This window comes from Flagellimonas sp. MMG031 (genome assembly GCF_040112705.1).
In the GTDB taxonomy this organism is placed as follows: Bacteria; Bacteroidota; Bacteroidia; order Flavobacteriales; family Flavobacteriaceae; genus Flagellimonas.
Genome location: NZ_CP157804.1, coordinates 3,321,060 through 3,346,866 on the forward strand (window position 1 = coordinate 3,321,060; position 25,807 = coordinate 3,346,866).

At 44.6% G+C, this 25,807-nt stretch carries 23 protein-coding genes; 15 read left to right on the forward strand and 8 right to left on the reverse strand.

Annotated elements, in window-relative coordinates:
• Window positions 1–3: 3 nt before the first annotated feature.
• The 5 genes from ABNE31_RS15025 to ABNE31_RS15045 all read right to left on the reverse strand — a co-directional run bounded on the left by ABNE31_RS15025 (window position 4) and on the right by ABNE31_RS15045 (window position 4,332).
• A complete protein-coding gene (locus ABNE31_RS15025; protein WP_179384133.1) occupies window positions 4–738 on the reverse strand; it encodes a rhomboid family intramembrane serine protease in 735 nt (244 codons plus the stop codon).
• Entirely contained in the window at window positions 739–2,589 is a 1,851-nt protein-coding gene (gene mutL, locus ABNE31_RS15030; RefSeq protein WP_349351725.1) for a DNA mismatch repair endonuclease MutL, read from the reverse strand.
• The gene (locus ABNE31_RS15035; RefSeq protein ID WP_293284643.1) at window positions 2,589–2,873 is read right to left on the reverse strand and encodes a riboflavin synthase subunit beta; all 285 of its coding nucleotides are present in this window, start codon (window positions 2,871–2,873) and stop codon (window positions 2,589–2,591) included. The genes mutL and ABNE31_RS15035 overlap by 1 nt, the downstream gene beginning before the upstream one ends.
• 211 nt (window positions 2,874–3,084) lie before the next feature.
• Window positions 3,085–3,567, reverse strand: a complete 483-nt coding sequence (ribH, locus tag ABNE31_RS15040) for a 6,7-dimethyl-8-ribityllumazine synthase (RefSeq protein WP_293290345.1) — start codon at window positions 3,565–3,567, stop codon at window positions 3,085–3,087.
• Between the two features lie 3 nt (window positions 3,568–3,570).
• Window positions 3,571–4,332 (reverse strand): tetratricopeptide repeat protein, encoded by a 762-nt coding sequence (locus ABNE31_RS15045; RefSeq protein WP_293284639.1) that lies wholly within the window; start codon window positions 4,330–4,332, stop codon window positions 3,571–3,573.
• A 128-nt stretch (window positions 4,333–4,460) separates the two neighbouring features.
• On the opposite strand from ABNE31_RS15045, the gene ABNE31_RS15050 reads away from it, so the two are divergent.
• From ABNE31_RS15050 to ABNE31_RS15060, 3 genes are read left to right on the forward strand one after another with little or no spacing between them, the layout of a single operon-like run.
• Window positions 4,461–5,540: a DNA replication/repair protein RecF gene (locus tag ABNE31_RS15050; RefSeq protein ID WP_349351726.1), complete on the forward strand. Its 1,080-nt coding sequence runs from the start codon at window positions 4,461–4,463 to the stop codon at window positions 5,538–5,540.
• A 4-nt stretch (window positions 5,541–5,544) separates the two neighbouring features.
• Entirely contained in the window at window positions 5,545–5,967 is a 423-nt protein-coding gene (locus tag ABNE31_RS15055) for a hypothetical protein (protein WP_349351727.1), read from the forward strand.
• The gene (locus tag ABNE31_RS15060; protein WP_293284633.1) at window positions 5,967–6,263 is read left to right on the forward strand and encodes a DUF721 domain-containing protein; all 297 of its coding nucleotides are present in this window, start codon (window positions 5,967–5,969) and stop codon (window positions 6,261–6,263) included. The genes ABNE31_RS15055 and ABNE31_RS15060 overlap by 1 nt, the downstream gene beginning before the upstream one ends.
• A gap of 557 nt (window positions 6,264–6,820) precedes the next feature.
• On the opposite strand, the gene ABNE31_RS15065 is transcribed toward ABNE31_RS15060, so the two are convergent.
• Entirely contained in the window at window positions 6,821–7,240 is a 420-nt protein-coding gene (locus ABNE31_RS15065) for a nucleoside-diphosphate kinase (protein ID WP_179384141.1), read from the reverse strand.
• Window positions 7,241–7,288: 48 nt separating this feature from the next.
• On the reverse strand, window positions 7,289–8,323 hold the full coding sequence (locus ABNE31_RS15070) for an alkaline phosphatase D family protein (protein ID WP_349351728.1): 1,035 nt from the start codon (window positions 8,321–8,323) through the stop codon (window positions 7,289–7,291).
• 74 nt (window positions 8,324–8,397) lie between these two features.
• Between ABNE31_RS15070 and ABNE31_RS15075 the strand changes: the two genes are divergently transcribed.
• From ABNE31_RS15075 to ABNE31_RS15100, 6 genes are all read left to right on the forward strand, one after another.
• Window positions 8,398–9,414, forward strand: a complete 1,017-nt coding sequence (locus ABNE31_RS15075) for a bifunctional oligoribonuclease/PAP phosphatase NrnA (protein ID WP_349351729.1) — start codon at window positions 8,398–8,400, stop codon at window positions 9,412–9,414.
• Window positions 9,411–9,959, forward strand: a complete 549-nt coding sequence (gldI, locus tag ABNE31_RS15080) for a gliding motility-associated peptidyl-prolyl isomerase GldI (protein ID WP_349351730.1) — start codon at window positions 9,411–9,413, stop codon at window positions 9,957–9,959. The genes ABNE31_RS15075 and gldI overlap by 4 nt, the downstream gene beginning before the upstream one ends.
• Before the next feature lie 11 nt (window positions 9,960–9,970).
• Entirely contained in the window at window positions 9,971–11,077 is a 1,107-nt protein-coding gene (locus ABNE31_RS15085; RefSeq protein WP_179384145.1) for a peptidylprolyl isomerase, read from the forward strand.
• An 80-nt stretch (window positions 11,078–11,157) separates the two neighbouring features.
• Window positions 11,158–12,240, forward strand: a complete 1,083-nt coding sequence (locus ABNE31_RS15090) for a DUF3810 domain-containing protein (RefSeq protein WP_349351731.1) — start codon at window positions 11,158–11,160, stop codon at window positions 12,238–12,240.
• Window positions 12,241–12,290: 50 nt separating this feature from the next.
• On the forward strand, window positions 12,291–15,236 hold the full coding sequence (locus ABNE31_RS15095; RefSeq protein ID WP_349351732.1) for an amidohydrolase family protein: 2,946 nt from the start codon (window positions 12,291–12,293) through the stop codon (window positions 15,234–15,236).
• Between the two features lie 10 nt (window positions 15,237–15,246).
• Entirely contained in the window at window positions 15,247–16,545 is a 1,299-nt protein-coding gene (locus ABNE31_RS15100) for an amidohydrolase family protein (RefSeq protein WP_349351733.1), read from the forward strand.
• 61 nt (window positions 16,546–16,606) lie between these two features.
• Here ABNE31_RS15100 and ABNE31_RS15105 read toward each other — a convergent pair whose 3' ends face one another.
• Window positions 16,607–17,416 (reverse strand): DUF6503 family protein, encoded by an 810-nt coding sequence (locus ABNE31_RS15105; RefSeq protein ID WP_349351734.1) that lies wholly within the window; start codon window positions 17,414–17,416, stop codon window positions 16,607–16,609.
• Between the two features lie 49 nt (window positions 17,417–17,465).
• Between ABNE31_RS15105 and ABNE31_RS15110 the strand changes: the two genes are divergently transcribed.
• From ABNE31_RS15110 to ABNE31_RS15135, 6 genes are all read left to right on the forward strand, one after another.
• Complete coding sequence (locus ABNE31_RS15110; protein WP_349351735.1) at window positions 17,466–18,287, forward strand: TrmH family RNA methyltransferase; 822 nt, start codon at window positions 17,466–17,468, stop codon at window positions 18,285–18,287.
• 3 nt (window positions 18,288–18,290) lie between these two features.
• Window positions 18,291–19,523: a M48 family metallopeptidase gene (locus ABNE31_RS15115; RefSeq protein WP_349351736.1), complete on the forward strand. Its 1,233-nt coding sequence runs from the start codon at window positions 18,291–18,293 to the stop codon at window positions 19,521–19,523.
• A 44-nt stretch (window positions 19,524–19,567) separates the two neighbouring features.
• On the forward strand, window positions 19,568–21,772 hold the full coding sequence (locus tag ABNE31_RS15120; protein WP_349351737.1) for a RelA/SpoT family protein: 2,205 nt from the start codon (window positions 19,568–19,570) through the stop codon (window positions 21,770–21,772).
• A 41-nt stretch (window positions 21,773–21,813) separates the two neighbouring features.
• Window positions 21,814–22,269 (forward strand): transcriptional repressor, encoded by a 456-nt coding sequence (locus ABNE31_RS15125; RefSeq protein ID WP_179384153.1) that lies wholly within the window; start codon window positions 21,814–21,816, stop codon window positions 22,267–22,269.
• A 12-nt stretch (window positions 22,270–22,281) separates the two neighbouring features.
• Window positions 22,282–23,550, forward strand: a complete 1,269-nt coding sequence (locus ABNE31_RS15130) for an adenylosuccinate synthase (protein WP_293284609.1) — start codon at window positions 22,282–22,284, stop codon at window positions 23,548–23,550.
• 96 nt (window positions 23,551–23,646) lie between these two features.
• Entirely contained in the window at window positions 23,647–25,758 is a 2,112-nt protein-coding gene (locus tag ABNE31_RS15135) for a glycoside hydrolase family 97 protein (protein WP_349351738.1), read from the forward strand.
• Window positions 25,759–25,807: the final 49 nt, after the last annotated feature.

A 25,807-nucleotide genomic window follows, 5' to 3' on the forward strand; every position in this document is an offset into this window, starting at 1 on the left:
AAATTAATCCCATCGATTATTGTTGAACTGGTTCTTTTTCCAGTACCACATCATAATAAATCCTATCAATGCTCCGCCAATATGGGCAAAATGTGCCACTCCGGTATTTACATTTCCTATACCGAAAATCAAATCTACGGCAATCAAAATAGGTACAAAATACTTTGCTTTAATTGGGACGGGCAAAAATATCAGCATCAATTTGGCTTCTGAATACATAAAGGCGAAGGCTACCAATATACCATAAATGGCACCGGAAGCGCCTACCGCTGGGGTATTGAAGGCCATCAACATACTATCCACAGTGCTCTTGCCCACAATATCGTACCATCCTGGACTGTATTGTCCGTTGGCAATGATATCCAATACCTGGGTCCGCGCAATTCCAGCTGCTTCCAAGGCACTCATTCCTTCGTTGAACAAAAAGTAATTTACCCCTGTATGCAATGCAGCAGAGCCCAATCCTGCGGAAAAATAGAAAAACAAAAATTTGTTCTTGCCCCACATTCGCTCTAAAGGTGTCCCAAAGGCCCAGAGTGCGTACATATTGAAGAGAATATGCATCAGGTTGCCATGCATAAACATGTGGGTAACGACCTGCCACCACTCAAAATTCGGATTTTTTGGAAACCATAACGATAGCCATTGGTACATCTGGTCCCCATATAATTGTGTGGCAAAAAACAGGATCACGTTAATGATCAACAAATGTTTTACTGCCTCGGTCATTCTACCCATCTAGTTGAATTTTTTATCAATATCTCCTTCGGAGATAATGGTATATGTTATTTTATGAAAAGGGCTCAGCGTGGGTTCCTTGCAAGCAAAAAGATTGTTCACCAAAGTCAATTGGGACTCTTGATCCAACACATCGCCCGTGCGAACGGCCAAATTTCTGCTCAGGGCCTTGGCCAACATTTCAGCCTGCGAAATGGAGCCATCGGCAAAGCCTTCCCTATAATCCGAAATCAAACGATCCAATACCGTGCCAATCCCGCTCTCTGGAACCATCATGGGAACGCCTGTCACTTTTACAGTCTCCTCTTCCAAACTTTCAAAAGCAAAGCCAATATTTGTCAGGCTCTCTTCAATTTCCTTCAAAATGGTCAATTCCTGCTTGCTAAAGGTCAGTTCCAACGGAAATAAGAGTTGTTGGCTCACACCTTCCTTTACGGTAATCTCGCCCAGAAACTTTTCAAACAAAATGCGCTCGTGGGCCCTATTTTGGTGTATCACCAACATTCCAGACTTCACGGTGCTCACCACATATTTTCTTCGTAACTGAAAGGTACTGGCCAAATGTTCCTCAACACTTTCTTCGGAATACAGCGTACCCTGTGAGTCATTTTCCGATTCGATCACCACACTGCTGAAACCGTCAGCATCACTTTGTTGGCCGAGGCCCTCGTAGAGATTTTCCCAGCCCTTGCTACTCTGTTTTTGAAAACCACCTCCAGAATGACTCCTTTTTGCCGTAGTGTCCTCAAACGGATTGAAACTGGCATCCACCGTCACTTTTGGAAGCACGGCTCCCTTTTCTTTATAGGAATAGGGCGTATCCAAATTGGGGTCGTGGTCAAAATCCAAAATCGGGGCTACATTAAATTGCCCCAAGCTATGCTTAATGGTAGATCTTAAAATGGCATATAGCGTGTTTTCATCATCAAACTTTACCTCCGTTTTAGTGGGATGGATGTTGATGTCAATGGATGATGGGTCAACCTCAAGAAACAAAAAGTATCCAGGATACACATCGGATTTGATCAAACCCTCGAAAGCCGCCACCACGGCGTGATGCAAATAGGGGCTTTTGATAAAGCGGTTATTGGCAAAGAAAAATTGCTCTCCCCTACTCTTTTTGGCAAACTCCGGTTTGCAGATAAAGCCAGAAATGGTGACGACTTCGGTCTCCTCGTTTACGGGAACCAACCGGCCATCCATTTTACTGCCAAAAATATGGGCAATACGTTGCCGGTGCTTGGAAATGGGCAAATTGAATATTTCCGAACCGTTGTTATAAAAGTGAAATTCGATATTGGGATGTACTAGGGCTACGCGATGGAACTCATCGGTAATATGGCGAAGTTCCACTTGATCCGACTTTAAAAAATTACGCCGGGCAGGAATATTAAAAAATAAATTTTTGACAGATATGGAGGTACCTTGAGGAGTGGCCACTACATCTTGGGAAACAATTTTGCTGCCCTCAATTTTGATGTGGGTGCCCACTTCGGTGTCCGCCGTACGGGTCTGCATGTCCACATGCGCAATGGCGGCAATGGATGCCAATGCCTCTCCCCGAAACCCCTTGGTTTGCAAATTGAACAAATCTTGGGCGGATGATATTTTGGAGGTGGCGTGACGTTCAAAGGAAAGTCGAGCATCCGTTTCACTCATGCCCACGCCATTGTCCACTACTTGAATAAGCGTTTTACCTCCGTCCTTAATGATCAATTTAATCGCGGTGGACCTGGCATCAATGGCGTTTTCCAACAGTTCCTTTACCACGGAAGCAGGTCGTTGGACCACTTCCCCTGCGGCTATCTGGTTAGCGACATGGTCCGGTAAAAGTTTAATAATATCCGCCATTATGGATTTAGGAATATTGAAAGGTCAAAATCGATGATAAACAGGAATACCAATACCAACACGGCCACAATGATCCAAAAACGCAGCTTTAGGTTTTTGTCCCCTTCGGTCTGCAAATCGTCCATTGCAGAGGTGACCTTGTTTTTAAGGCCTTTGTTGGCATGTGCCGTAGTCCTGAATTTATCAAGCTTGTGTTCTATTTTATAAGGATTCCCCTCTCCCTTATAATATCTCGGGGAGTAATCGAAGCTCTTGTTTTTTCTAAGTTTTAAAGGGTTTCGCATGGTTTCCTTATCGCTACAACCTCAAAGGTACTCAAAATAGAAAAAAAGGGTCGGACCATCCTCCCAAAAAATGTTAACAGGGAATAAGTTCATGTGCAAGAGGCAAGAATCAAGAGGTAAGAATAGATACTATACAAAGTAGCTCTTGCTTTTTGGTCAATTTGAATATGGAGCTGTTGTATTTTTTAGCCTTAGCTTTTCCCTTGAAGGATTACCTGCCCAAAACTGCCATTTGAATGGCCGCAATAGCTGCTTCGGTACCCTTGTTGCCGTGTTTGCCGCCACTTCTCGCTCTTGACTGCTCAATGTTGTCGTCGGTCAACACACAAAAAATTACCGGAACATCGTAAGCCACGTTCAAATCCTTAATGCCTTGAGCGGTGGCACTGCAAACAAAATCAAAGTGACTGGTTTCGCCTCGGATTACGCTGCCAATGGCAACAACGGCGTCCAGCTTTTCCGTTTGGATCATTTTCTTGCATCCAAATGTCAGTTCAAAGCTACCGGGCACATTCCATCGCAGAATATGTTCAGGCAGCGCCCCGCAGTCCAAAAGTGCCTCTTTGGCTCCTTGGGCCAGCGCCTCGGTAATCTCACCGTTCCATTCAGAAACAACAATCCCAAACCGAAGGTCCTTCGCGTTTGGGATTTTGCTTTTATCGTAAACGGATAAGTTTTTGTTCTCTGTGGCCATCTTTTAGTTTTGCGCCAATCCAATAAGGGCGTCAACACCATTGGCTTCCTGTGAATCTGGATATTCTTCCTTAATCCGTTCAAAAAATTCCAATGCCTTTGCTTTTTCGTTCAAGTCCAAGGCAACTACTCCTGCCTTGTACAAGAATCGTGGGGCGGTAAATTCGTTGTCGCTATGCGCAATGGCCTTCTCGTAGTAATCCAAGGCATCCTCGGGCTGGTTCAATTGGGAAAATGCATCACCAATGCCTCCCTTTGCCATGGCTCCCATGATATCGTCATCGGAAGAAAAACTTTCCAAATGCTCAATGGCCAAATCGTACTGTTTCAAATTCAGGTAGGTCATCCCAGCAGAGTACTTGGCCAAGTTGGCCGCTTTGGTACCGCTGTACTCCTCCATAATGTCCAAGAAACCATATTTTCCCTGTGCACCGTTCAATGCCAAGGTGAACAACGAGTCCCTCTGGGTCTCACTGGCCAAAGCCTGATCAAAATATTGTTGCGGATAAAAAAGTTCGTTTGCAGCGGAAGCCTCTTTCGGATTTTGAATGAATTGATGGTAACCCAAATAGGCCAAAACACCGATCGCTACCACTCCAATAACGCCCAAAATGTAGTTTTGGTTCTTTTGAACCCATGCTTCGGTCTTGGAAGCACTTTCGTCCAACGTATTGAATACTTCGGCCGTAGTACTATCGTGTTCCTCTAGCTGAGCTTCCTCTTCCTTATTTTTTGGCTTAAAGCCTCTCTTCTTGTATGTTGCCATCCGTCATTTAATTGGTCGCGCAAAAATAAAGTTTTTATCCAAAACCAAAAGCTAATTTATTCGTTATTTTTGGATTCCCGTTTTGGATGGGCCACCTTTTAACCCCAAATTTGTTTCTCACGGTTTTTATGTTTTTAAGACATTTATCCTTAGTCAATTACAAGAATTTCGATTCCAAGACCTTGGAATTCGACCCGGTAATCAACTGTTTGGTGGGCGATAACGGGGTGGGCAAGACCAATGTTTTGGACTCCATTTACCACTTGTGCTTTGGCAAGAGCTACTTTAATCCCGTCTCTACGCAAAACATAAAACACGATACCGATTTTTTTGTGGTTGAAGGGGAATTTGAGAAACAAGGACGGACCGAAAAGATACTGTGCTCCTTTAAAAAAGGCACCAAAAAAGTAATCAAACGCAATGGAAAACCCTATGAAAAGTTTTCCGAACACATTGGTTTTTTGCCTTTGGTCATCATTTCCCCTTCGGACCGTGACTTGATTTTGGAGGGCAGCGAGACCCGCAGAAAGTTTATGGACGGGGTCATTTCGCAGTCGGATAAAGTGTATCTACAAAACCTCATCAAATACAACAAGGTAGTTTCGCAGCGGAATTCCCTGCTCAAATATTTTGCCGCCAATCGAACGTTTGACAAGGACACCTTGAGCATTTACAATGAGCAAATGCAAACCTTGGGAACGGCCATCCACCAAAAGAGGGTAGCTTTTATTGAAGCTTTCTTGCCCATTTTCAAGGAACAATACCACAACATTTCGGAGAAGGACGAGCAAATCGACCTCACTTATGATAGCCAATTGACGGATGATTCCCTATTGCAGCTATTGGAAAAAAATATTGAGAAAGACCGTGCCCTTCAATACACATCGGTGGGGGTGCACAAAGACGACCTTAGCTTTACGATTGCAGGTCATCCCATCAAAAAATTTGGCAGCCAAGGCCAGCAAAAATCATTTTTGATTGCCTTAAAACTCGCTCAGTTTCATTTCATCAAGCAACTGGCGGACACCACTCCCATTTTATTGTTGGATGATATTTTTGACAAACTGGATGAAAACCGGGTGTCCCATATCGTAGGATTGGTAAAGGATGAAAACTTTGGTCAGATATTTATCAGCGATACCCACGCCGACCGTACCGAAAATGTGGTCAAGAACATCCATCAGAGTTATAAAATTTTTACCTTGTAGCATCATGCGAAGAATCCTTTTCATTTTGGTTATTTTGATGTTGTGGCGTTGTGGCAATCCGTCCGTGAACCCAGATGATTTGCATTATTTGAATGGATACTGGGAAATTTCGGAAGTAGAATTCCCCAATGGAGCCACAAAGGAATATGGCATCAATCCTACTATCGATTTTATTCAAATAGAAAACGGAAAGGGATTCCGAAAAAAACTAAAGCCCCAATTTGATGGCACTTATGACACGTCAAAAGATGTGGAAAGCTTGTCTACCGCCACCACCAATGGCAGCATCCTGCTACGTTATTCAACCCCGTTGAGCGAATGGGAAGAAAAATTGGTACAGCTGGACTCCCTATCTTTTTCTGTGGTCAACGACGAAGGGGTGACCTACCGATATAACCGTTTTGAACCCATAAAAATTCCGCAATAATGGCGAAAAGACACAGTTCACATATCCCATTGAGCGAAGCTTTGAGCGAGTTTATACAGGAAAACAAGCTGCAAAAGGGCATGGACAGGGTAAATGCACGTGATGCCTGGTCGAGCCTCATGGGGAACGGGGTAAACAACTATACCACCAGTGTGGAGTTGAAGAATGAAACCTTATATGTGTCGTTATCGTCTTCTGTGCTTCGGGAAGAGTTGAGTTTGGGCAAATCCAAGATCATTAAAATGATCAATGAAGAGTTGGGCAAGGAATTGGTCAAAAAATTGGTGTTGCGGTAAAATGCGTCATGCTGAACTCGATTCAGCATTTCACCCTTAACATAGGTTCAGTATTGTGCTTCGACTACGCTCTGCTACCGTACAGAATGACAATGTAGATTTCTCACCTACGTTCGAAATGACAAAAAAACGTCATGCTGAACCCGATTCAGCATCTCATCCTTAACAAAGATTTAGTGTTGTGCTTCGACCACGCTCAGTCACCGCACAGAATGACAATGTAGATTTCTCACCTACGTTCGAAATGACAAAATAAACGTCATGCTGAACTCGATTCAGCATCTCATCTTCAATATAAATTCAGTGTTGTGCTTGGACTACGCTCAGCTACCGTGCAGGATGACAATGTAGATTTCTCACTTACGTTCGAAATGACAATAAGAACCCTGAGTCGTTTCGAGCGAGCGAAGCGACGAGAAATCCAACATTGTTCATCAAACTGAATCCGCTTGCCAGTAATGTCTTTTTTCTAGGTTTAACTCATTTGGATTCCTAAATAACTACCAAAAAAAGCCACCCGGATAGGTGGCTCTCTTAAAAAATATGTTGAGTATCGATTAGTAGATTTCCCTTCCGGAGAAGTGGAAAGCACCTTCGATAGCTGCGTTTTCATCGCTATCGGAACCGTGTACTGCATTTTCACCAATGCTGGCAGCATACAATTTTCTGATGGTGCCCTCGGCAGCCTCAGCTGGATTGGTGGCACCGATCAGTGCACGGAAATCATCCACGGCATTGTCTTTTTCCAAGATGGCTGCTACAATGGGACCTCTGGTCATAAACTCCACCAATTCACCAAAAAACGGACGCTCTTTGTGGATGGCATAGAATATTTCGGCATCCCTCTTGCTCAACTGTGTGTACTTCATGGCCACAATCTTAAATCCAGCAGCCGTAATTTTATCCAAAATTGCGCCAATATACCCGTTTTCAACGGCATCAGGCTTAATCATGGTAAATGTTCTATTTCCAGTCATTTTTTAAATTTTGCGCAAACTTACGCTTTTTCGACCAAGGTACAAGGCTCAATAGCGTTGTTTTAACTCTTGCAGCACCTCTCCGTTATCACCCATCATCTTAAATTCCGCCGCTTTATCCTGTATGTAGAGGTTAATGATTCCATAGCTTTTGTCGGACACCACCTCACCTACCCGATGTTGGTTCGGCTCCCCGCTGAAGCTGGAATAAGAATGGGTAAGTCCACTGCTGGTAAAGTCGATCAATGGATACGAAAGACCAGTAATATCGGTTTTGGAGAATTCCGAAATATGTCGGTCACCAGATAAGAGCACCACACCCTTAGCCCCTGATTGGGCAATCAGACTTTCCAGTTTTTTAACCTCCAAGGGAAAGTTGCCCCAGGTCTCAAACCCATGTTCTCCGGACAACACTTGAATACTGGACATAATCAAATTGAAATCGGCTTCAGATTGGTTCAGTTCATTCTCCAACCATTGCCATTGTTTGGCTCCCAAAATGGTGGCTGTGGAGTCCATGGTGGGTTCATAACGTCTTTGGGCATCATCACTTTTGATGAGATCACTTCTAAAATATCGGGTATCCAGTACTATAATTTTCACTTTTCCAGAAGGCAGCTCGTACTCATGGGAAGCATATACCCCTTCTTGATTCCTCCGTTCACTGTCCGTAGGAACATCCATAAAGTCCAAAAACACTTGCTGGCTCTCGGCCTTGATGGCAAAATCGGCCCCTCCATCGTTCACTCCAAAATCATGATCGTCCCAAGTTCCAATAACCGGCACTTCCTTTTTCAATTCCGCATAGCCTGCAACCGTATCCTGCATGGCATAAATGGCCCTTAGTCGTTCCACGTCATCGGTATCGGCATAAACGATATCCCCGCCCCAAATCCAAACATCGGGTTGTTGTGCCACAATATCGTCCCAAAACAGGTTGGGTTCCTGCGACATGTTACAAGAGCCAAAAGCTACCACAAAATCGGGGGCTGGCTTTACTTGGGTCGCTTCTTGTTTTTCGGTTTTTTGTTTGCAGGCGGATAGCAGAAGTACTACTGCCAGCAAGGTGTAAAATTGTTTCATGATGTATTTTTTCCGAACCAAAAATACGGATAAACCAAGTTACCTCTATATTATATTATTGTATATTTGGCCGCATGAATTCAGCGGATATCACTACAGTAAAGTCCATTCTTTCCAAGCCCCAAAAGATTGCCATCATCCCTCACAGAAACCCCGATGGGGATGCCATGGGCTCTTGTTTGGCACTCCACGGCTTTTTGAGCAAAAAGGGACATACCGTGGCGGTAATTGCTCCCAACGATTACCCTAAATTCCTCAAGTGGATGCCCGGCAACGATTCCGTTATCAATTTTGAGCGGGAAAATCCAAAGGCAAAGGAAGTGATTGATACGGCGACTGTAATTTTTACATTGGATTTTAACGATTTGTCCCGCGTAGGACAGATGGAAAGCATACTGCAAGAAGCCAAGGCCGATTTTATTATGATCGACCATCACCAGCAACCCAGCGACTATGCAAAGGTGACCTATTCCGATGTAACCATGAGCTCTACCTGCGAGATGGTGTACAACTTTATCAATTTTTTGGGGGAAACGGACCAAATTGATGCCGATATCGCCACCAATTTATATACGGGCATTATGACGGACACAGGGTCTTTTAAATATCGTTCCACCTCCAGCAAAACACACCGCGTTGTAGCTGAACTGATTGACAAGGGAGCGGACAACATGGAAATCCACCGGGAGGTTTTTGATACCAACTCTCCATCCCGATTGCATTTGTTGGGCGTTGCACTGAGCAATATGGTTATTTTGCCCGAATACCGGACGGCATACATCACCCTGACACAGGATGAGCTGGACCATAATGACTTTAAAAAAGGGGATACCGAAGGATTCGTAAATTATGGACTAACTTTGGAGGGCATTATTTTCGCGTTGATTTTTATTGAACATCGTGAAGAAGGCATTATCAAGATCTCGTTGCGCTCGGTTGGTGATTTTTCCGTGAACGAATTTGCCCGTGCGCACTTTAACGGGGGCGGACACAACAATGCCGCTGGCGGACGAAGTGAGCTTGGCATGGAAGAGACCATAGCCCGTTTCAATGAAATCTTGAAATCCTATAAAAACAAATTGAATCCATGAGGTATTGTATCGCGTTGCTGTTGATGGTATTAGTGATAGGCTGTGGAGGACCGGAGCCAAGAAGACCCGTAGAAGTCAAATCGGGCAGTTTTTTCAAGGAGTCCATAGAACGCACCAAAAAGTTGTTGGCCGAAGAAGAAAAGGCCATCAGCAACATTATGGAGCAGGATACCGTACACGAATACCTTTCCAGTTCCAATGGCTTTTGGTATTTTTATGAAATCAAAAATGATACGGCCACTTATCAATTAAAAACAGGCGACCAAATCTTGTTTTCCTATAATTTGATGACCTTGGGCAACGATACCATCTACACGGCTGAGGAAATCGGACCGAAATCCCATGTAATCGACAAGCAGCAATTGTTCCCGGGGCTTCAAAATGCGGTGAAACTGCTTAAAATCAATGAAAAAGCCACATTTTTGTTCCCCTCTCCCCTCGCCTACGGCTATCAAGGGGACAACAAGGCCATCGGCCCCAAAACACCTTTAAAATCATCCGTAGAATTACATACCATAATCATAGATAACGACAGTTTAAACTAAAACCATAACAAATGAAAAAACTATTTTACATCATACCCTTATTTCTCCTGGTGATCATAGGATGCAAATCGAGCAAATATGCCGATTTGGGCGACGGTATTTTTGCCGACATCCAGACGACCAAAGGGGACATCATCATTCAATTGGAATACAAAAAAACCCCGGTGACCGTTGCCAATTTTGTATCCTTGGCCGAGGGCAAGAATCCTTTTGTAAGCGATGAATACAAGGATAAGAAATTCTATGACGGTATTATTTTCCACCGTGTCATCAAAGATTTTATGATTCAAGGTGGTGACCCAACAGGTTCAGGTAGTGGTAATATTGGCTATACGTTTAAGGATGAATTCAACGATTCCTTGCGCCACTCCAAAAAAGGAATCCTATCCATGGCCAACAGAGGTCCTAAAACCAACAGCAGCCAATTCTTTATCACCCATAAAGCTACCCCGTGGTTGGATGGCAAGCACACCGTTTTCGGGGAAGTGGTAGCAGGAATGGATGTGGTCGATTCCATTGCCAATGTAAAAACCGGTCAGCGCGACAAGCCCGCCACCGATGTGGTAATGAACCACGTGGAAATTGTTCGCAACGGCAAAGAGGCAAGACAATTTGATGCCGTTAAAATCATGAGCGACTACTTTGAGGAGGCCAAGGCCGAAGAGGAAGCCTTCAAAAAAATGAAGGAAGATTTGGTAGCTCAGTTCAACGAACAAATCAACGAGGCAGAAGAAACTTCAAGCGGACTTCGCATTCTAAGTTTGAAGGAAGGTGAAGGCGAAGAGCCCAAAGTGGGACAAATGGTAATGGTAAACTACGCCGGTTGGTTGTTCAATGGTGAGCTGTTCGATAGTAACATTCAAGAGGTTGCGGAAAAATTCAATCAATTGAATCCGGGTAGAAGAGATCAGGGCGGTTACCGACCATTCCCCATGTCCTACAGCCCAGATGCACAGCTAGCCGCTGGTTTCCGCGAAGGGCTGTTGACCATGAAGGTCGGAGACAAAGTACGCTTGTTCATTCCCCCACATTTGGGATATGGAGAAAACGACTACGGCCCCATTCCAGGAGGTTCTACCTTGGTTTTTGACGTAGAAATTGTTGGAATCCAAGAATAACGATACTACAACATCACACAAAAAGCCGTACTTTTCGTGCGGCTTTTTTATTGCCCTAACAAATTTGCCTTTCTTGTTCCATGCGACAAAAAACCAAGACCATCATTGCCATCGCACTCCCGATTCAAGTCGTATTGGTCCAATGGATAGGGAGTAATCCCCAATTTGTGGAAGATTATTATAGTAATGGGCTTTACCTTTACATTTCAAGCTTTTTGAGAATTGTATTTGGTTGGATTCCGTTTTCGATTGGGGATATCATCTATACCGCGCTTGGTATCTTGGCCATCCGGTTTGTTTATAAAAACTGGAAAAACATCACAAAGAAGCCGCTACTTTTCTTAAAGGATATTGTCGTAGTGCTTTCCCTTGTGTTTTTTGCATTCCACCTACTTTGGGGCATGAACTATCATAGACAACCCATCACTTGGAAACTTGGGATAGAGCGGGAATATACGGTTGACGAGCTGGTGGAGTTTACTCGGTATATCGTAACCCAAACCAATCAATATCAACATGAAATTACTGGAGATACCATTTCGCCAGTACATATCCCCTATTCCAAATCGGAAATATTTACCAAAACGGAAGAGGCCTACGATAACTTTGCAAAGCAATACCCAGATTTCGGGTTTGAGTATCACAGCTTAAAATCATCCATTTATAGCGTCCCCCTAACTTTTATGGGCTATGGGGGATACCTCAACCCCTTTACGAACGAAGCCCAAGTGAACGGAATTACGCCCAAGTTCAGATTACCCACGGTGAGTTGTCACGAAGTGGGACACCAATTGGGTTACTCTGCGGAAGGAGCAACCAATTTTATCGGTTTTTTGGTGGCTTCGGAAAGTGACGATTCATATTTTAAATATTCCGCCTACAACCATGCCTTGGGGTATTGCTTAACGGACCTATTTTACAAAGATGAGGAGCGGTACAATGAAATAGTGGCCACCATCAACATGGGGGTCAAAGAAAATTTTAATGAATTACGCGATTTTTGGGAAAAATATGAGAATCCAATGGAACCTGTCTTTAAATCCGTGTTCAACACATTTTTAAAGGTGAACAACCAAAAAGAAGGCATCAAAAGTTACAATGGCGTCGTAGGACTCATGATCAACCACCGAAAACAGCAGATGGGTCACCTTTCAAACTTGTAGAGTCCTCTAAGTTAGGTTATATTTAGAGCGACTAATTCAATTTAAACCCTATGAAACTTAAACTTTTAGCGCTGCTTTTCTTCATGGGCAGTGTTTCTTTGTTGGCACAGGATTACTTTCCAATAAACGACGGTGTCAAAGCAAAGAAAAACAACAATTACATGGCATTCACCAATGCCAAGATCTATGTAACCCCTACCCAGGTCATCGACAAGGGTACGCTGCTCATTCAAAATGGCAAAGTGGTACAAGTGGGGAAATCCGTGAACATTCCCAAGAATGCGGTCGTGGAGGACCTTAGCGGAAAATCCATCTACCCATCATTTATCGATATCTACTCCGGCTTTGGGGTAAAACTTCCCGAAGAGGCCAGAGGAGGCGGCAGGTCTGCACAATATGAACCATCGAGAGAGGGCTTTTATTGGAACGACCATATTATGCCAGAGAATGATGCCATTAACAACTTTTCGTATGATGCCAAAGCGGCCAAAGAGCTCAGAAATGCAGGATTTGGCGCTATCAATGCCCATATCGAGGACGGTATCGCCAGAGGAACCGGACTACTGGTTGCCTTGAACGATGAAGCTTCCGAAGCACAACGCATACTTTCCGATAGGTCGGCACAATATTTCTCTTTTGAAAAAAGTAGGGCCTCACGTCAGTCCTACCCAAGTTCCCTAATGGGTGCCATGGCCTTGATGCGCCAGGTGTATTACGACATGGACTGGTACAGCAAAGGCAATGTGGATACCAAGGACCGTTCCTTGGAAGCATTGATCGCCAACCAAGGCCTCACCCAAATTTATGCCGCTGGTGACAATGGCAATGTGTTGCGAGCCGATAAAATCGGCGACCTTTTCGGGATTCAGTATACCATTTTGGCCGGAGGCGATGAATATGAGCGCATCGATGACATTAAGGCAACCAATGCCAAACTGATCTTGCCGCTCAATTTCCCGGATGCCTTTGATGTATCCAACCCTTACGAAGCAAAATACATTGCTTTGAAAGACATGAGACATTGGAACTTAGCGCCTTCAAACCCAAAAGTGTTGGCAGACAATGGTGTGGAGTTCTCCATAACCCTTCATGGCCTGAAATCACCAAAGGATTTGAAAGAAAAAATCATGAAGGCCATTACTTACGGACTTTCCAAAACCAAAGCTTTGGAAGCCTTGACGACTGTTCCCGCACAAATTTTAGGGAAATCGAACGAAATAGGCACCCTTCAAGCAGGAAGCCAAGCCAACTTCTTGATTACTTCAGGTGACCTATTTGACAAAGGAACCACCCTCTACGAAAACTGGGTACAGGGCACCAAAAATATTATAGAAAGCATGGACGTTATCGACATTCGCGGTGATTATGACCTTGCTGTCAACGGCACCACCTACAAAGTTTCCTTGACCGGAGAGGCCAGTAAGCCAAAGGCAGAAATCAAAAAAGGAGATACAACCGTAGATTCCAAGATAGATTATTCTGCTGATTGGCTGAACATTTCCTTTAGCGAGGACAATGTGGGTTCTTACCGAATGGTGGCTCAAGTAATGCCAAACACTAAGACCATTAAAGGAAATGTAGTGCTCCCCAATGGCGATGAAACATCGGCAATTTTGACTCAGACCGCTGGGTTCGAGGAGAAAGCCAAAGATGAAAAGCAGGCCGAAAAGCCAGAACTTATCGCACTGACCTATCCGAATGTGGGCTATGGATACAAGACCAAGCCAAAGCAAGAGGATATGCTCTTCAAGAACGCTACGGTGTGGACCGGTGAAAGCATTTTGGAAAATACGGATGTCCTCATCAAAAAAGGAAAGATTGCCAAAGTAGGCAAAGACCTTCGTGCTGGTGGCGCTACCGTTGTGGATGCGACAGGCAAGCACCTTACCGCAGGTATCATTGACGAACACACCCATATTGCGGCCCTTTCCATCAACGAGGGAGGTCAAAACTCATCCGCCGAAGTGCATATGGAGGATGTGGTAGACCCTAAGGACATGGACATTTACCGCAACTTGGCCGGTGGTGTGACCACAGCTCAATTATTGCATGGCTCCGCCAACCCAATAGGAGGACAATCAGCCATTTTACGATTTAAGTGGGGCGAAAATGCTGAAGGATTGATTTTTGAAAACTCACCCAAGTTCATCAAGTTTGCTTTGGGCGAGAACGTAAAACAATCCAACTGGGGCAGTTATTCCCGTTTCCCACAGACCAGAATGGGTGTGGAGCAAGTCTACACGGATTACTTCCAACGTGCCAAAGAATACGATGAGTTGAAAAAGAGTGGACAACCCTACCGCTACGATGAGGAAATGGAAACCTTGGCGGAAATTTTGAATGGGGAACGCTTCATTTCTTGCCACTCCTACGTACAAAGTGAAATCAACATGATGATGAAGGTGGCTGAAAAATTTGGCTTCCGCGTCAACACGTTCACCCACATCTTGGAAGGCTACAAAGTAGCCGATAAAATGGCCGAACACGGTGTTGGAGGGGGAACCTTTAGCGACTGGTGGGCTTACAAATACGAGGTAAACGACGCCATTCCATACAACGCAGCCATCATGACAAGTCAAGGGGTGACTGTGGCCATCAACAGTGATGACGCCGAGATGTCGAGAAGGTTGAACCAAGAAGCCGCCAAAACGGTAAAATATGGTGGTATGTCAGAAATTGAAGCTTGGAAAACAGTCACTTTGAACCCAGCCAAGTTGTTGCATTTGGATGACCGCGTAGGCAGCATCGAAGAAGGCAAGGATGCCGATGTGGTACTTTGGACGGACCATCCGTTATCGATTTACGCCAAAGCCGAAAAAACTTTGGTGGAAGGAACGGTTTATTTTGACTTGGAAAAAGATAAAATGATGAGGGAGTCGGTGAAAAAAGAGCGTAACAAGCTGATTGGCATGATGCTGAACGAGAACAAAAAGGGAGGTGACTCCCGAACCCCCGTTCAGAGCAAGAAAGAACGATTTGAATGTGACACCCTTTAAAAAGTAAGACATGAAAAAAATAATCTTAATCATAACATTAGTTTTTGGGGTCACATTGAACGCACAGCAGACCCCTGCCCCACCTCAATCCGAGCAAGTTGCCATTATTGGTGCAACGGCCCATATTGGTAACGGAGAGGTCATAGAGAATTGTACCATCATTTTTAATGATGGAAAGATTACCGCCATCGGTGCCGGTTTAACGGCGCCCACAAAAGGCACCACGATCAATGCCGAAGGCAAACACGTGTATCCAGGATTTATAGCACCCTCCAAATCATTGGGATTGGTAGAGGTTGACGCGGTGAGAGCTAGTGACGATCAGGACGAAATCGGGGAAATGATTCCCCATGTTCGTAGTTTGATTGCTTACAATGCAGAATCGAAAGTAGTGGAAAGTATGCGTCCCAATGGTGTTCTCATAGGACAAATCACTCCTCAGGGTGGCACCATCTCCGGAACCTCCAGCATTGTACAGTTTGATGCATGGAACTGGGAGGATGCAGCCCTGAAAACTGACGATGGTATTCACATGAACTGGCCCAATTTCTTTAGAAGGGGTCGTTGGTGGGCCGGCGAGGAAAGAGGCTTTATTCCTAATAAAGAGTATGCCAAGGAAATGGATGATATCAAAATGTTTTTCCAGAATTCCATCGCCTACGGAAAAACCGGAGCGGGTGATAAAAATTTGCCCTTCGCGGCCATGCAAGGACTTTTTGATGGGTCCCAACGTCTCTTTATCCATGCCGATGGCGAAAAGGAAATGACCGATGCCGTTACGCTAGCCAAGAACATGGGCGTGAAAAATGTGGTCATCGTGGGAGGTTACCGCGCCAATAAAATCGCTGGATTCCTAAAGGAACACAACATTCCAGTTTTGGTTAATGTAACCCACTCTTTGCCCGAGTTTGATGATGATGATTACGATTTGACCTATAAATTGCCCAAGTTATTGGTGGATGCCGGATTATTGGTGGCCATTCAGAATGAGGATATGGCCAATTTCCAAACCCGAAACATGGCATTTTACGCAGGACAGACCGTGGCACAGGGATTGGACAAAGAAACCGCTTTACAATTGATCACGGGCAATACCGCAAAAATTTTGGGTATTGACGATATGTACGGAACCTTGGAAGAAGGGAAAAGCGCCACTTTGTTCATCTCCGAAGGAGATGCTTTGGACATGCGCACCAACAAACTCTCCAAGGCCTATATTGATGGCAGGGACATTTCGTTGGAAACCCACCAGACCGAACTTTGGAAACGGTACATGGGCAAATATGAAAGACAACAGGAGGGCCAATAGGTCTCGAAAATAGAAAAGGCGCTCACTGGAGCGCCTTTTTTTTTGTTTTTCATGTTCCCTATTAATTCATCTGGATGGTTACATACTCCCCTGCTTCAGGTTTGACATAAAACGCATCAGGTTTTGATTTACCATCAAGTGTAACCTCCTCAAAGGTCACGGAATTAACAGGTTCCAATATAGATCTTCCCTCGTACTTGTGCCAAGTAATGGTCTTTGGTAGCATCAAGCCATTCACCTCTTGCCAATCACCATAATTGATCCACTTCACATTGTCGGAGCTTTCTCCGGATCGGTACGTCACCGTGTACCCCAACCAAGCCATTTGATGGGTGTCTGGATCAAAATGAATAAAATATTCGTCCTTGGACGATGCCCCTACTCCAGATTCATAGGCTATTTGGATTCCAGGGTATTTCTTTCCTTCATATTCCAAATCGGGCGTGGCGGAATAGACAATGCCATCATCGGCCAACACAAAGGGCATGGCATAAAAGTAGAACATCAAATTATGATAAAAGCCTACATCACCTTCGTACTTACCACTACCATTCATGAGCCAAGCCTGCTCCCCATCAAAACCCATTGAAAATTGTTCGGTATCGATCCTGTCCTTTCTGGACCAAAGGTCAATGGTATGGGTTTCGGGCATATTTGGCTTGGGAATCACGTAAGATAGGGTTCGTTGTACTTTCCACTGTGTCAAGCCACCATGGGCCTCAAACACCTTTGCGAGTGCATCGGGATAAACAGTTTCACTTTTCATGCTCTCCTGAACCTCGTTTACCGGAGCTTCGTTTGTTTCATTTTTAGCCTCTTGTTTGCAGGCAACAAGGCCCAACAAAAACAAAAAAACAGTTAATTTGTTCATGGTCTAGGTTTTAACACTTGGTCGAAAACCCCTTTCAATAATTACAGGAATGGCTATTTTTACCATGCCTATGGAAGCCAAAGTAATCAGTAGTGCCCAAAATCCGTTGATTAAAAAAATCCTACTGCTCAAGGAGAAATCCCGCGAACGCAGAAAGAATGGGCTTTTTGTCGTGGAAGGTCAGCGCGAAATCGAATTGGCCCTAAAAGGAGGTTACCGATTGCAAACCCTTCTTTTTTGTCCAGAAATTATGGGTTCCGTTTCCATTAGGGCATTTACTGCCCAATCACACCCAGAAATGGTACAGGTTTCCGAAAGTGTTTACGGCAAAATCGCACATCGGGCCACTACGGAAGGCCTACTGGGCATCATGGAATCCAAAGATCATGGATTGGAGCACATTTCCTTTTCCAGTACATCACCTTTGGTGTTGGTTGCCGAAGCTCCCGAAAAGCCGGGCAATATTGGCGCCCTGCTGCGAACTGCCGATGCGGCCGCCGTAGATGCCGTTTTGATTGCAAATCCCAAATCCGACCTGTATAGTCCAAACATTATCCGTTCCAGTGTGGGGTGTCTGTTTACCAACCAAATTGGCGTAGGAACCACGGACGAGATCATTGCTTTTTTACAAACCAACCAAATCAAAATTTACTGTGCTGCCTTAACCGCTTCCAAAAATTATGTGGACTGTGATTTTAAAGCCGCCTCGGCCCTAGTGATGGGTACCGAGGCTACTGGATTGACCGAAAAATGGCTTCAAAATTCAGACCAAAACATCATTATACCGATGCAAGGAGAAATAGACTCCATGAATGTTTCGGTATCCGCTGCAATACTTATATTTGAGGCGAAGCGCCAGCGCGGATTTTAAGCTATGGAAAAAAACTTGCTCTTTTATGTCATCCTGGCCATCCTTGTGGTCCAATATCTGGCTCACCAGTATTTGGAGTACCTGAACGCCAAGCGTTTCAAATCGACCGTACCTCCTGAACTGGCCGATGTTTTTGATGAATCTGAATATCAAAAATCCCAACAATATAAACGGACCAATTACAAGTTCGGGGTAATTTCTGATGGTTTTTCCCTTATCTTGACCATCTGCTTTCTGGTTTTTGGAGGTTTCGAGTGGGTAGATCAATTCACACGTTCCATCACCGAAGACCCGATTCCCATGGCCTTGATTTTCTTCGGAATCATTATGCTGGGAAGTGCGCTTTTGGGCCTACCGTTTTCCTATTACCGAACATTTGTGATCGAAGAGCAGTACGGATTCAACAAAACCAGTCCATCCACCTTTTTCTCGGATAAACTAAAAGGAGGCATCCTCACGGTTATTCTTGGAGGTGGTATTTTGACATTGTTCATGTTGTTTTATCAATCCACAGGACCTTATTTTTGGATCTATGCGTGGATAGCCGTTGGTATTTTCATCCTGTTCATCAATTTGTTTTACAGTCGATTGATCGTGCCCCTGTTCAATAAACAAACGCCCTTGGAAGACGGAAGCCTTAAAAGTTCCATAGAAAACTACGCCCAAAAAGTGGGTTTTGAGCTTCAAAATATCTTTGTTATCGATGGTTCCAAGCGCTCCACTAAAGCGAATGCCTATTTTTCTGGTTTCGGAAAAGAAAAACGCATTACCTTGTTCGATACCCTGATCCAAGATTTGAGCGAGGATGAAATTGTGGCCGTTTTGGCGCACGAAGTCGGACATTACAAACGCAACCACATCATTGTCAACCTGATTGTCTCCTTATTGACGACGGGACTTACCCTTTACATTCTATCATTGTTCATCAACCACCCCGAAATCTCATTGGCCATTGGGGTATCTACTCCTAGTTTTCATGCCGCGCTGGTAGGGTTTGCATTGTTGTACAGCCCCATATCGGAACTTACGGGATTGCTCATGAACTATGTGTCGAGAAAATTTGAATTTCAGGCTGATGACTTCGCGAAGACTACCTTTGCTTCGCAACCCTTGGTATCTTCCTTAAAGAAGTTGTCCAAAAAGAGCTTGAGCAACCTCACGCCCCACCCCGCTTATGTTTTTGTGCATTACTCCCATCCGCCCTTAGTAGAGCGCATCCGAAACCTTAAGGCATAGATTTTGTTGTTTAGATAATAAGATTGTAGTAAATTTAATATACTATGACAGAGGCTGCTATTGAAAAAGAGAACAAGGAGATTGCGAAGCAGTACAAAGAATTGCTTCGCATAAGCTACCAAACGTTGACGGATGAGGACAAGAAGTTGATTCGGTCGGCCTTTGATGTGGCCGTGGATGCCCATAAGGACCAGCGTCGCAAATCGGGCGAAGCCTATATTTTTCATCCCATTGCCGTTGCCAAGATCGTTGCTTCAGAAATCGGACTGGATGCTGTATCCATTGCTTCCGCCCTACTGCACGATGTAGTTGAGGACACTCCTTACACCTTGGCGGATATTGAACGAATGTTCGGGGAAACAGTGGCTCGAATTGTTGACGGACTCACCAAAATAGCCCACCTCAAGAAAGATAAGGACATCAGTCAGCAAGCGGAGAATTTTAGAAAAATGCTGCTGACCCTTCATGATGATGTACGGGTCATCATCATTAAGATTGCAGATCGTTACCACAACATGCTCACCATGGACTCCATGCCAGAGCACAAACAGGTTAAAATTGCATCGGAGACCTTGTACATTTATGCTCCCTTGGCCCACCGTATTGGTCTGTACAACATCAAAACGCATCTAGAGGATCTCTCCCTAAAATATACGGAGCCAGAGGTCTATCACGACATACTTGCTAAAATTGAGGACACGGAAGAAGAGAGTCTGTCCTATATCGAGGACTTTTCCAATGTGATCCGTACCTCATTGGACCGGGAGGGACTCAACTATTACATCAAAGGGCGCATGAAGTCCATTTTCTCCATCAGAAGGAAAATGAAGGCCCAAAATGTCACTTTTGATGAAGTCTACGACAAGTTTGCCATCCGGATCATCTATAAGTCCGATCGTAAGAACGAGAAATTCCTTGCTTGGAAAATCTATTCCATTGTTACGGACCACTTTACCCCCAATCCCATTCGTTTGCGCGATTGGATCACCTCTCCCAAATCCAAGGGCTACGAGGCGCTCCACATCACCGTAATGGGGCCCAAGGGGAAATGGGTGGAAGTTCAGATACGCAGTGAGCGTATGCACGAAATCGCGGAAAAAGGATATGCCGCCCATTTTAAGTACAAGCATGGCAACCAAAAGGAACAAGGTATAGAGGAATGGTTGAACAAACTGCAGGAAGCGCTGGAAACGGCCAATGGCAATGCTGTGGATTTTGTGGAGGAATTCAAACTGAACCTATACGCAAAGGAAATATTTGTATTCACTCCTAAAGGAGACCTAAAATCAATGCCCAAAGGGTCTACGGCCCTCGACTTTGCCTTTAACATTCATACAGAAATCGGTATGAAGACCCGTGGAGCCAAGGTCAACGGGAAATTGGTTCCCCTGGGAACAAAATTGAGGAGTGGGGACCAAGTGGAAATCATCACTTCCGATAGTGCCAAACCTTCACAAAGCTGGTTGGATTATGCCGAAACGGCAAGGGCACGATCCAAGATCAAATCGTCCCTGAGCGAAGAGAAGAAAGAGGTGGCCGAAGAAGGCAAGGAAATCTTGCGCCGCAAGCTCAAGGCCCAAAAAATCAATTTGAACGAGGATACCGTCAACAAATTGGTGACCTTTTTCAAATTAAAGACCAGTTTGGACCTGTTTTACCGCGTGGGTATCGGCGTTATCGACAATGAAAAATTGAAGGATTTTGCCTCTTCCTATCACAATGCGTTCATCAATTTCTTTAAAAACAGGATTCGAAAAACCCCTGTACCCAAAGATGTTGACAAGAACGAGATTACCACCAAATACGACTTGCTCGTGTTTGGCAAGGAAGAAGAAAGGCTCAACTATAAATTGGCGCAATGCTGCAACCCTATTCCCGGGGATGATGTATTCGGTTTTGTAAGTGTCAACGATGGGATCAAAGTGCACAAAAAAAACTGTCCCAATGCCATTTCGCTGCAATCCAACTACGCCTATCGCATCATCAGTGCCAAATGGATAGATTCATCCCAGGAGGAATTTTCGGTGGATATACAACTTACCGGTATCGACAATATGGGATTGGTAAAGGACATCACCAAGATCATTTCGGAAAACATGCACGTAAATATGCGCAACCTTAACTTTAGCGCAGATGGCGGTACATTCAAAGGAAAAATCACTTTGGTCGTGAAAAACAACAACATCCTTAAAAGGCTGATGAACAATTTAAAGCAAGTCGAAGGAATCGATAAAGTGACCAGAATTTAATTTTTAACTGTACCTTTGTGCATTAGCATAGGTAGAAAGCCATGGGAAACAATAAAAATCAGGAAATTGTAAAAAACGTGTTCACGGCCTATCTTGAGGAAAAAGGACACCGCAAGACCCCTGAACGCTACGCCATTTTACAGGAAATTTACGATAGTGACGACCATTTTGATGTGGAATCCCTTTACATTAAAATGAAGACCAAAAACTACAGGGTGAGTCGAGCTACACTGTACAATACCATCGAGCTTTTATTGGAGAGCAAACTGGTCCGTAAACATCAATTTGGCAAAAATCAGGCGCAATACGAAAAATCCTATTTTGATCGCCAGCATGATCATGTTATCCTTACGGACACTGGCGAGGTGGTGGAATTTTGTGATCCTCGCATCCAATCCATCAAAAAAACAATCGAAGAGGTGTTTGATATAAAAATCAACAATCACTCTTTATACTTCTACGGAACACGAAACAAAGAAAAAAACCTAACTGAATAACCCAAACATTACATGGTAGATTTATTGCTTGGACTCCAATGGGGAGACGAAGGAAAAGGAAAAATTGTTGATGTACTGACCAAGGAATACGATATTATCGCCAGATTTCAAGGAGGCCCAAACGCAGGCCATACGCTGGAATTTGATGGCATAAAACACGTATTGCACACTATCCCCTCAGGAATATTCCATAAAAATGCCATGAATGTCGTCGGGAACGGAGTGGTAATCGACCCGGTCATCTTCAAAAAAGAACTGGATAATCTGGAAAAGTTCAATATCGATATTGAATCCAAATTGCTGATTTCCCGAAAAGCACATTTGATTCTGCCAACCCACCGTTTGTTGGATGCCGCCTCCGAAGCTTCCAAAGGAAAGGCCAAAATAGGGTCTACCCTAAAGGGAATTGGCCCCACCTATATGGACAAAACAGGCCGAAACGGAATGCGTGTTGGGGATTTGGAATTTGACGATTGGAAGACCAAATACCGAGCCCTTGCCAATAAGCACGAGGCCATGATCGATTTTTACGATGTGGATATTGAATACAACTTGGAAGAGTTGGAGGCCGAGTTCTGCGAAGGAGTGGAAACCCTGAAAAAACTCACCTTTATCGATAGTGAGGAATACATCTTCAAAGCACAGGCCGAAGGAAAAAAAATCTTGGCCGAAGGAGCTCAAGGTTCCCTATTGGATATCGACTTTGGCACCTATCCTTATGTAACTTCTTCCAATACTACGGCCGCAGGTGCATGTACCGGTCTGGGCGTAGCACCGAACAATATTAAGCGGGTTTTGGGCATCTTCAAGGCTTACACTACGCGTGTGGGCAGCGGACCTTTCCCAACCGAACTTTTTGATGAAGATGGGGCCACCATGGCCAAAGTGGGCAACGAATTTGGAGCCACCACAGGAAGACCACGCCGTTGTGGCTGGTTGGATTTGGTCGCACTCAAATATGCCGTACAAATCAACGGGGTGACAGAGCTGATGATGATGAAAGCCGATGTACTCAGCGGTTTTGAAACCATTAAAGTGTGTACCGCCTACAAATACAAAGGGGAAGAAATCCAACACTTACCTTACAACATTGAGGAGGAATACGTAACACCCATCTACAAGGAAATGAAAGGATGGTCGCAGGATTTGACGAAAATGTCAAAATCGGAAGATTTGCCCGCCAATTTGAACGACTACATCGCCTTTTTGGAACAACAGTTGAACGTACCCATTAAAATTGTATCCGTAGGTCCGGACAGGCTCCAGACCATCCACCGATAGGCTTCGGTTTTTTGTTCATTTTTCAGTATCTTTTTTGTCCGATTGAGTTTGGGTAACAACCCTATTTCGCCAATTGTATCGATAAAAAACTGTACTATGAATAAAATCTGGACACTTCTTTTTTTGATGGGAACGATGGTTTCCTGTACTAAGGAACCTGCCACCTTAAACGTAACATCACCTAGCGGTAACAACGCCATCCATTTTCATCTTTCCGAAGATGGAACACCTTATTATTTGGTGCGTCACGGGGAAAAAACCGTTATCGACTCCTCAGCCATGGGATTCGACTTTAAGGGCCAAGAGCCTTTAAAATCAAGGTTAAACCTGGTTAGCTCCACCCAAAATACCGTAAATGAAACTTGGGAAATGCCTTGGGGCGAACAAAGGGAGGTAGTGAACCACTACAACGAGATGGTCGTTACCTTGGAGGAATCAGCAGCCCCCAACCGTCAATTCAATATCTATTTCAGGGCTTATGACGACGGTATCGGATTTCGGTACGAGTTTCTTCCCCAACAGGGTAGAGACAGTATTATCATCATGGACGAGAATACCGAATTCCAGCTGACCGAAGACTATACTACCTGGTGGATTCCCGGTGACTGGGATATTTACGAACACCTCTACAACACCACCAAAGTCTCGGAAATCGATGCCCTATCCAAAAGGAACAATGCCGACCTTGCCGCAACCTACATTCCCGAGAACGCTGTGAACACCCCTGTGACCATGCGGGGCGAAGATGGACTTCACTTGAGCTTTCATGAAGCCAACCTTACGGACTATGCCGGAATGACCTTGAAAGTGGATACGGAGTCTTTACGGTTGACCAGTGAATTGGTGGGTTCCGACCGATCGGGATACAAAGTAAAACGGGAACTTCCCTTTAAAACACCGTGGCGAAGCATCCAGATTGCGGACAAGGCCAGTGAACTCATCGAATCCAAATTGATTGTCAACTTGAACGAACCCAATAAACTTGGGGACATGAGCTGGTTCGAACCCAAAAAATATGTGGGCATCTGGTGGGAAATGCATGTGGGCCAATCCACTTGGGACTATGCCGGTTCGCAGGACATGAACACCTTCACCCAAGATTTAAAACCCACGGGGAAGCATGGCGCAACCACCGAAAACACCAAAAGATATATCGATTTTGCGGCCAAAAACAACATCAAAGGGGTGTTGGTCGAGGGTTGGAATACGGGATGGGAACATTGGATAGGTTTTGAGGACCGCGAAGGCGTTTTTGATTTTGTGACCCCCTACCCCGATTACGATTTGGAAGAATTGAACCGCTACGCCAAGGAAAAGGGAGTAGAAATCATCATGCACCACGAGACCTCCGCTGCACCGCGGACCTACGAGCAACAATTGGATACGGCTTTCCAACTGATGAAAAAATACGACATGAGTTCGGTCAAAACTGGGTATGTGGGCGAAATCATTCCCAAAGGAGAATACCACCATGGCCAATGGATGGTGAACCATTACCGAAAAGTGCTGGAAACAGCTGCAGGGTACAAGGTGGCCATTAACGCCCATGAACCCATCAAAGCCACAGGAATCCGAAGAACTTATCCCAACGCCATTGCCAGGGAAGGACTTCGCGGTCAGGAATTCAACGCATGGTCGGCCGATGGTGGAAATCCGCCCGAACACTTACCCATTGTTGCCTTTACACGAATGTTGGCCGGTCCAATAGATTTTACACCCGGTGTTTTTGATATTGAAATTCCCGGCAAGGAAAACAATCGGGTCAGTACCACTATTGCGCAGCAGTTGGCACTTTATGTGGTCATTTATAGCCCTGTGCAGATGGCCTGCGACCTACCGGAAAATTATGAAAACCAGCCTGCTTTCCAGTTTATCAGGGATGTGGGCGTAGATTGGGACGAAACCCATGTACTAAATGGCGAGGTGGGCGATTACGTCACTATTGCTCGAAAAGAGCGGGAAACAGGCAACTGGTTCGTTGGTGGGATTACCGATGAAAACGCCAGAGAAGTTACCCTCAATTTTGATTTTCTGGAAGATGGTGTAACCTACAAGGCCACCCTTTATAAAGATGCAGCGGATGCGCATTACCGAAACAATCCTACGGCCATTACCATTGAAGATGTAGCTATCAGCAAAGGGTCATCAATGACCATTCCTATGGCAGAGGGTGGAGGTTTTGCTATCAGTTTGATGAAAACTAAATGATTGGCACCCTAAAGTTATGTGACTAGGGTCACTGTAGCTTAGAAAGAAC

What these genes read in the sequence shown, in the direction of transcription:
- ABNE31_RS15025 (WP_179384133.1), bottom strand. Translation starts at nt 738, where the DNA reads ATGGGTAGAATGACCGAGGCAGTAAAACATTTGTTGATCATTAACGTG.
- mutL (WP_349351725.1), bottom strand. Translation starts at nt 2,589, where the DNA reads ATGGCGGATATTATTAAACTTTTACCGGACCATGTCGCTAACCAGATA.
- ABNE31_RS15035 (WP_293284643.1), bottom strand. Translation starts at nt 2,873, where the DNA reads ATGCGAAACCCTTTAAAACTTAGAAAAAACAAGAGCTTCGATTACTCC.
- ribH (WP_293290345.1), bottom strand. Translation starts at nt 3,567, where the DNA reads ATGGCCACAGAGAACAAAAACTTATCCGTTTACGATAAAAGCAAAATC.
- ABNE31_RS15045 (WP_293284639.1), bottom strand. Translation starts at nt 4,332, where the DNA reads ATGGCAACATACAAGAAGAGAGGCTTTAAGCCAAAAAATAAGGAAGAG.
- ABNE31_RS15050 (WP_349351726.1), top strand. Translation starts at nt 4,461, where the DNA reads ATGTTTTTAAGACATTTATCCTTAGTCAATTACAAGAATTTCGATTCC.
- ABNE31_RS15055 (WP_349351727.1), top strand. Translation starts at nt 5,545, where the DNA reads ATGCGAAGAATCCTTTTCATTTTGGTTATTTTGATGTTGTGGCGTTGT.
- ABNE31_RS15060 (WP_293284633.1), top strand. Translation starts at nt 5,967, where the DNA reads ATGGCGAAAAGACACAGTTCACATATCCCATTGAGCGAAGCTTTGAGC.
- ABNE31_RS15065 (WP_179384141.1), bottom strand. Translation starts at nt 7,240, where the DNA reads ATGACTGGAAATAGAACATTTACCATGATTAAGCCTGATGCCGTTGAA.
- ABNE31_RS15070 (WP_349351728.1), bottom strand. Translation starts at nt 8,323, where the DNA reads ATGAAACAATTTTACACCTTGCTGGCAGTAGTACTTCTGCTATCCGCC.
- ABNE31_RS15075 (WP_349351729.1), top strand. Translation starts at nt 8,398, where the DNA reads ATGAATTCAGCGGATATCACTACAGTAAAGTCCATTCTTTCCAAGCCC.
- gldI (WP_349351730.1), top strand. Translation starts at nt 9,411, where the DNA reads ATGAGGTATTGTATCGCGTTGCTGTTGATGGTATTAGTGATAGGCTGT.
- ABNE31_RS15085 (WP_179384145.1), top strand. Translation starts at nt 9,971, where the DNA reads ATGAAAAAACTATTTTACATCATACCCTTATTTCTCCTGGTGATCATA.
- ABNE31_RS15090 (WP_349351731.1), top strand. Translation starts at nt 11,158, where the DNA reads ATGCGACAAAAAACCAAGACCATCATTGCCATCGCACTCCCGATTCAA.
- ABNE31_RS15095 (WP_349351732.1), top strand. Translation starts at nt 12,291, where the DNA reads ATGAAACTTAAACTTTTAGCGCTGCTTTTCTTCATGGGCAGTGTTTCT.
- ABNE31_RS15100 (WP_349351733.1), top strand. Translation starts at nt 15,247, where the DNA reads ATGAAAAAAATAATCTTAATCATAACATTAGTTTTTGGGGTCACATTG.
- ABNE31_RS15105 (WP_349351734.1), bottom strand. Translation starts at nt 17,416, where the DNA reads ATGAACAAATTAACTGTTTTTTTGTTTTTGTTGGGCCTTGTTGCCTGC.
- ABNE31_RS15110 (WP_349351735.1), top strand. Translation starts at nt 17,466, where the DNA reads ATGGCTATTTTTACCATGCCTATGGAAGCCAAAGTAATCAGTAGTGCC.
- ABNE31_RS15115 (WP_349351736.1), top strand. Translation starts at nt 18,291, where the DNA reads ATGGAAAAAAACTTGCTCTTTTATGTCATCCTGGCCATCCTTGTGGTC.
- ABNE31_RS15120 (WP_349351737.1), top strand. Translation starts at nt 19,568, where the DNA reads ATGACAGAGGCTGCTATTGAAAAAGAGAACAAGGAGATTGCGAAGCAG.
- ABNE31_RS15125 (WP_179384153.1), top strand. Translation starts at nt 21,814, where the DNA reads ATGGGAAACAATAAAAATCAGGAAATTGTAAAAAACGTGTTCACGGCC.
- ABNE31_RS15130 (WP_293284609.1), top strand. Translation starts at nt 22,282, where the DNA reads ATGGTAGATTTATTGCTTGGACTCCAATGGGGAGACGAAGGAAAAGGA.
- ABNE31_RS15135 (WP_349351738.1), top strand. Translation starts at nt 23,647, where the DNA reads ATGAATAAAATCTGGACACTTCTTTTTTTGATGGGAACGATGGTTTCC.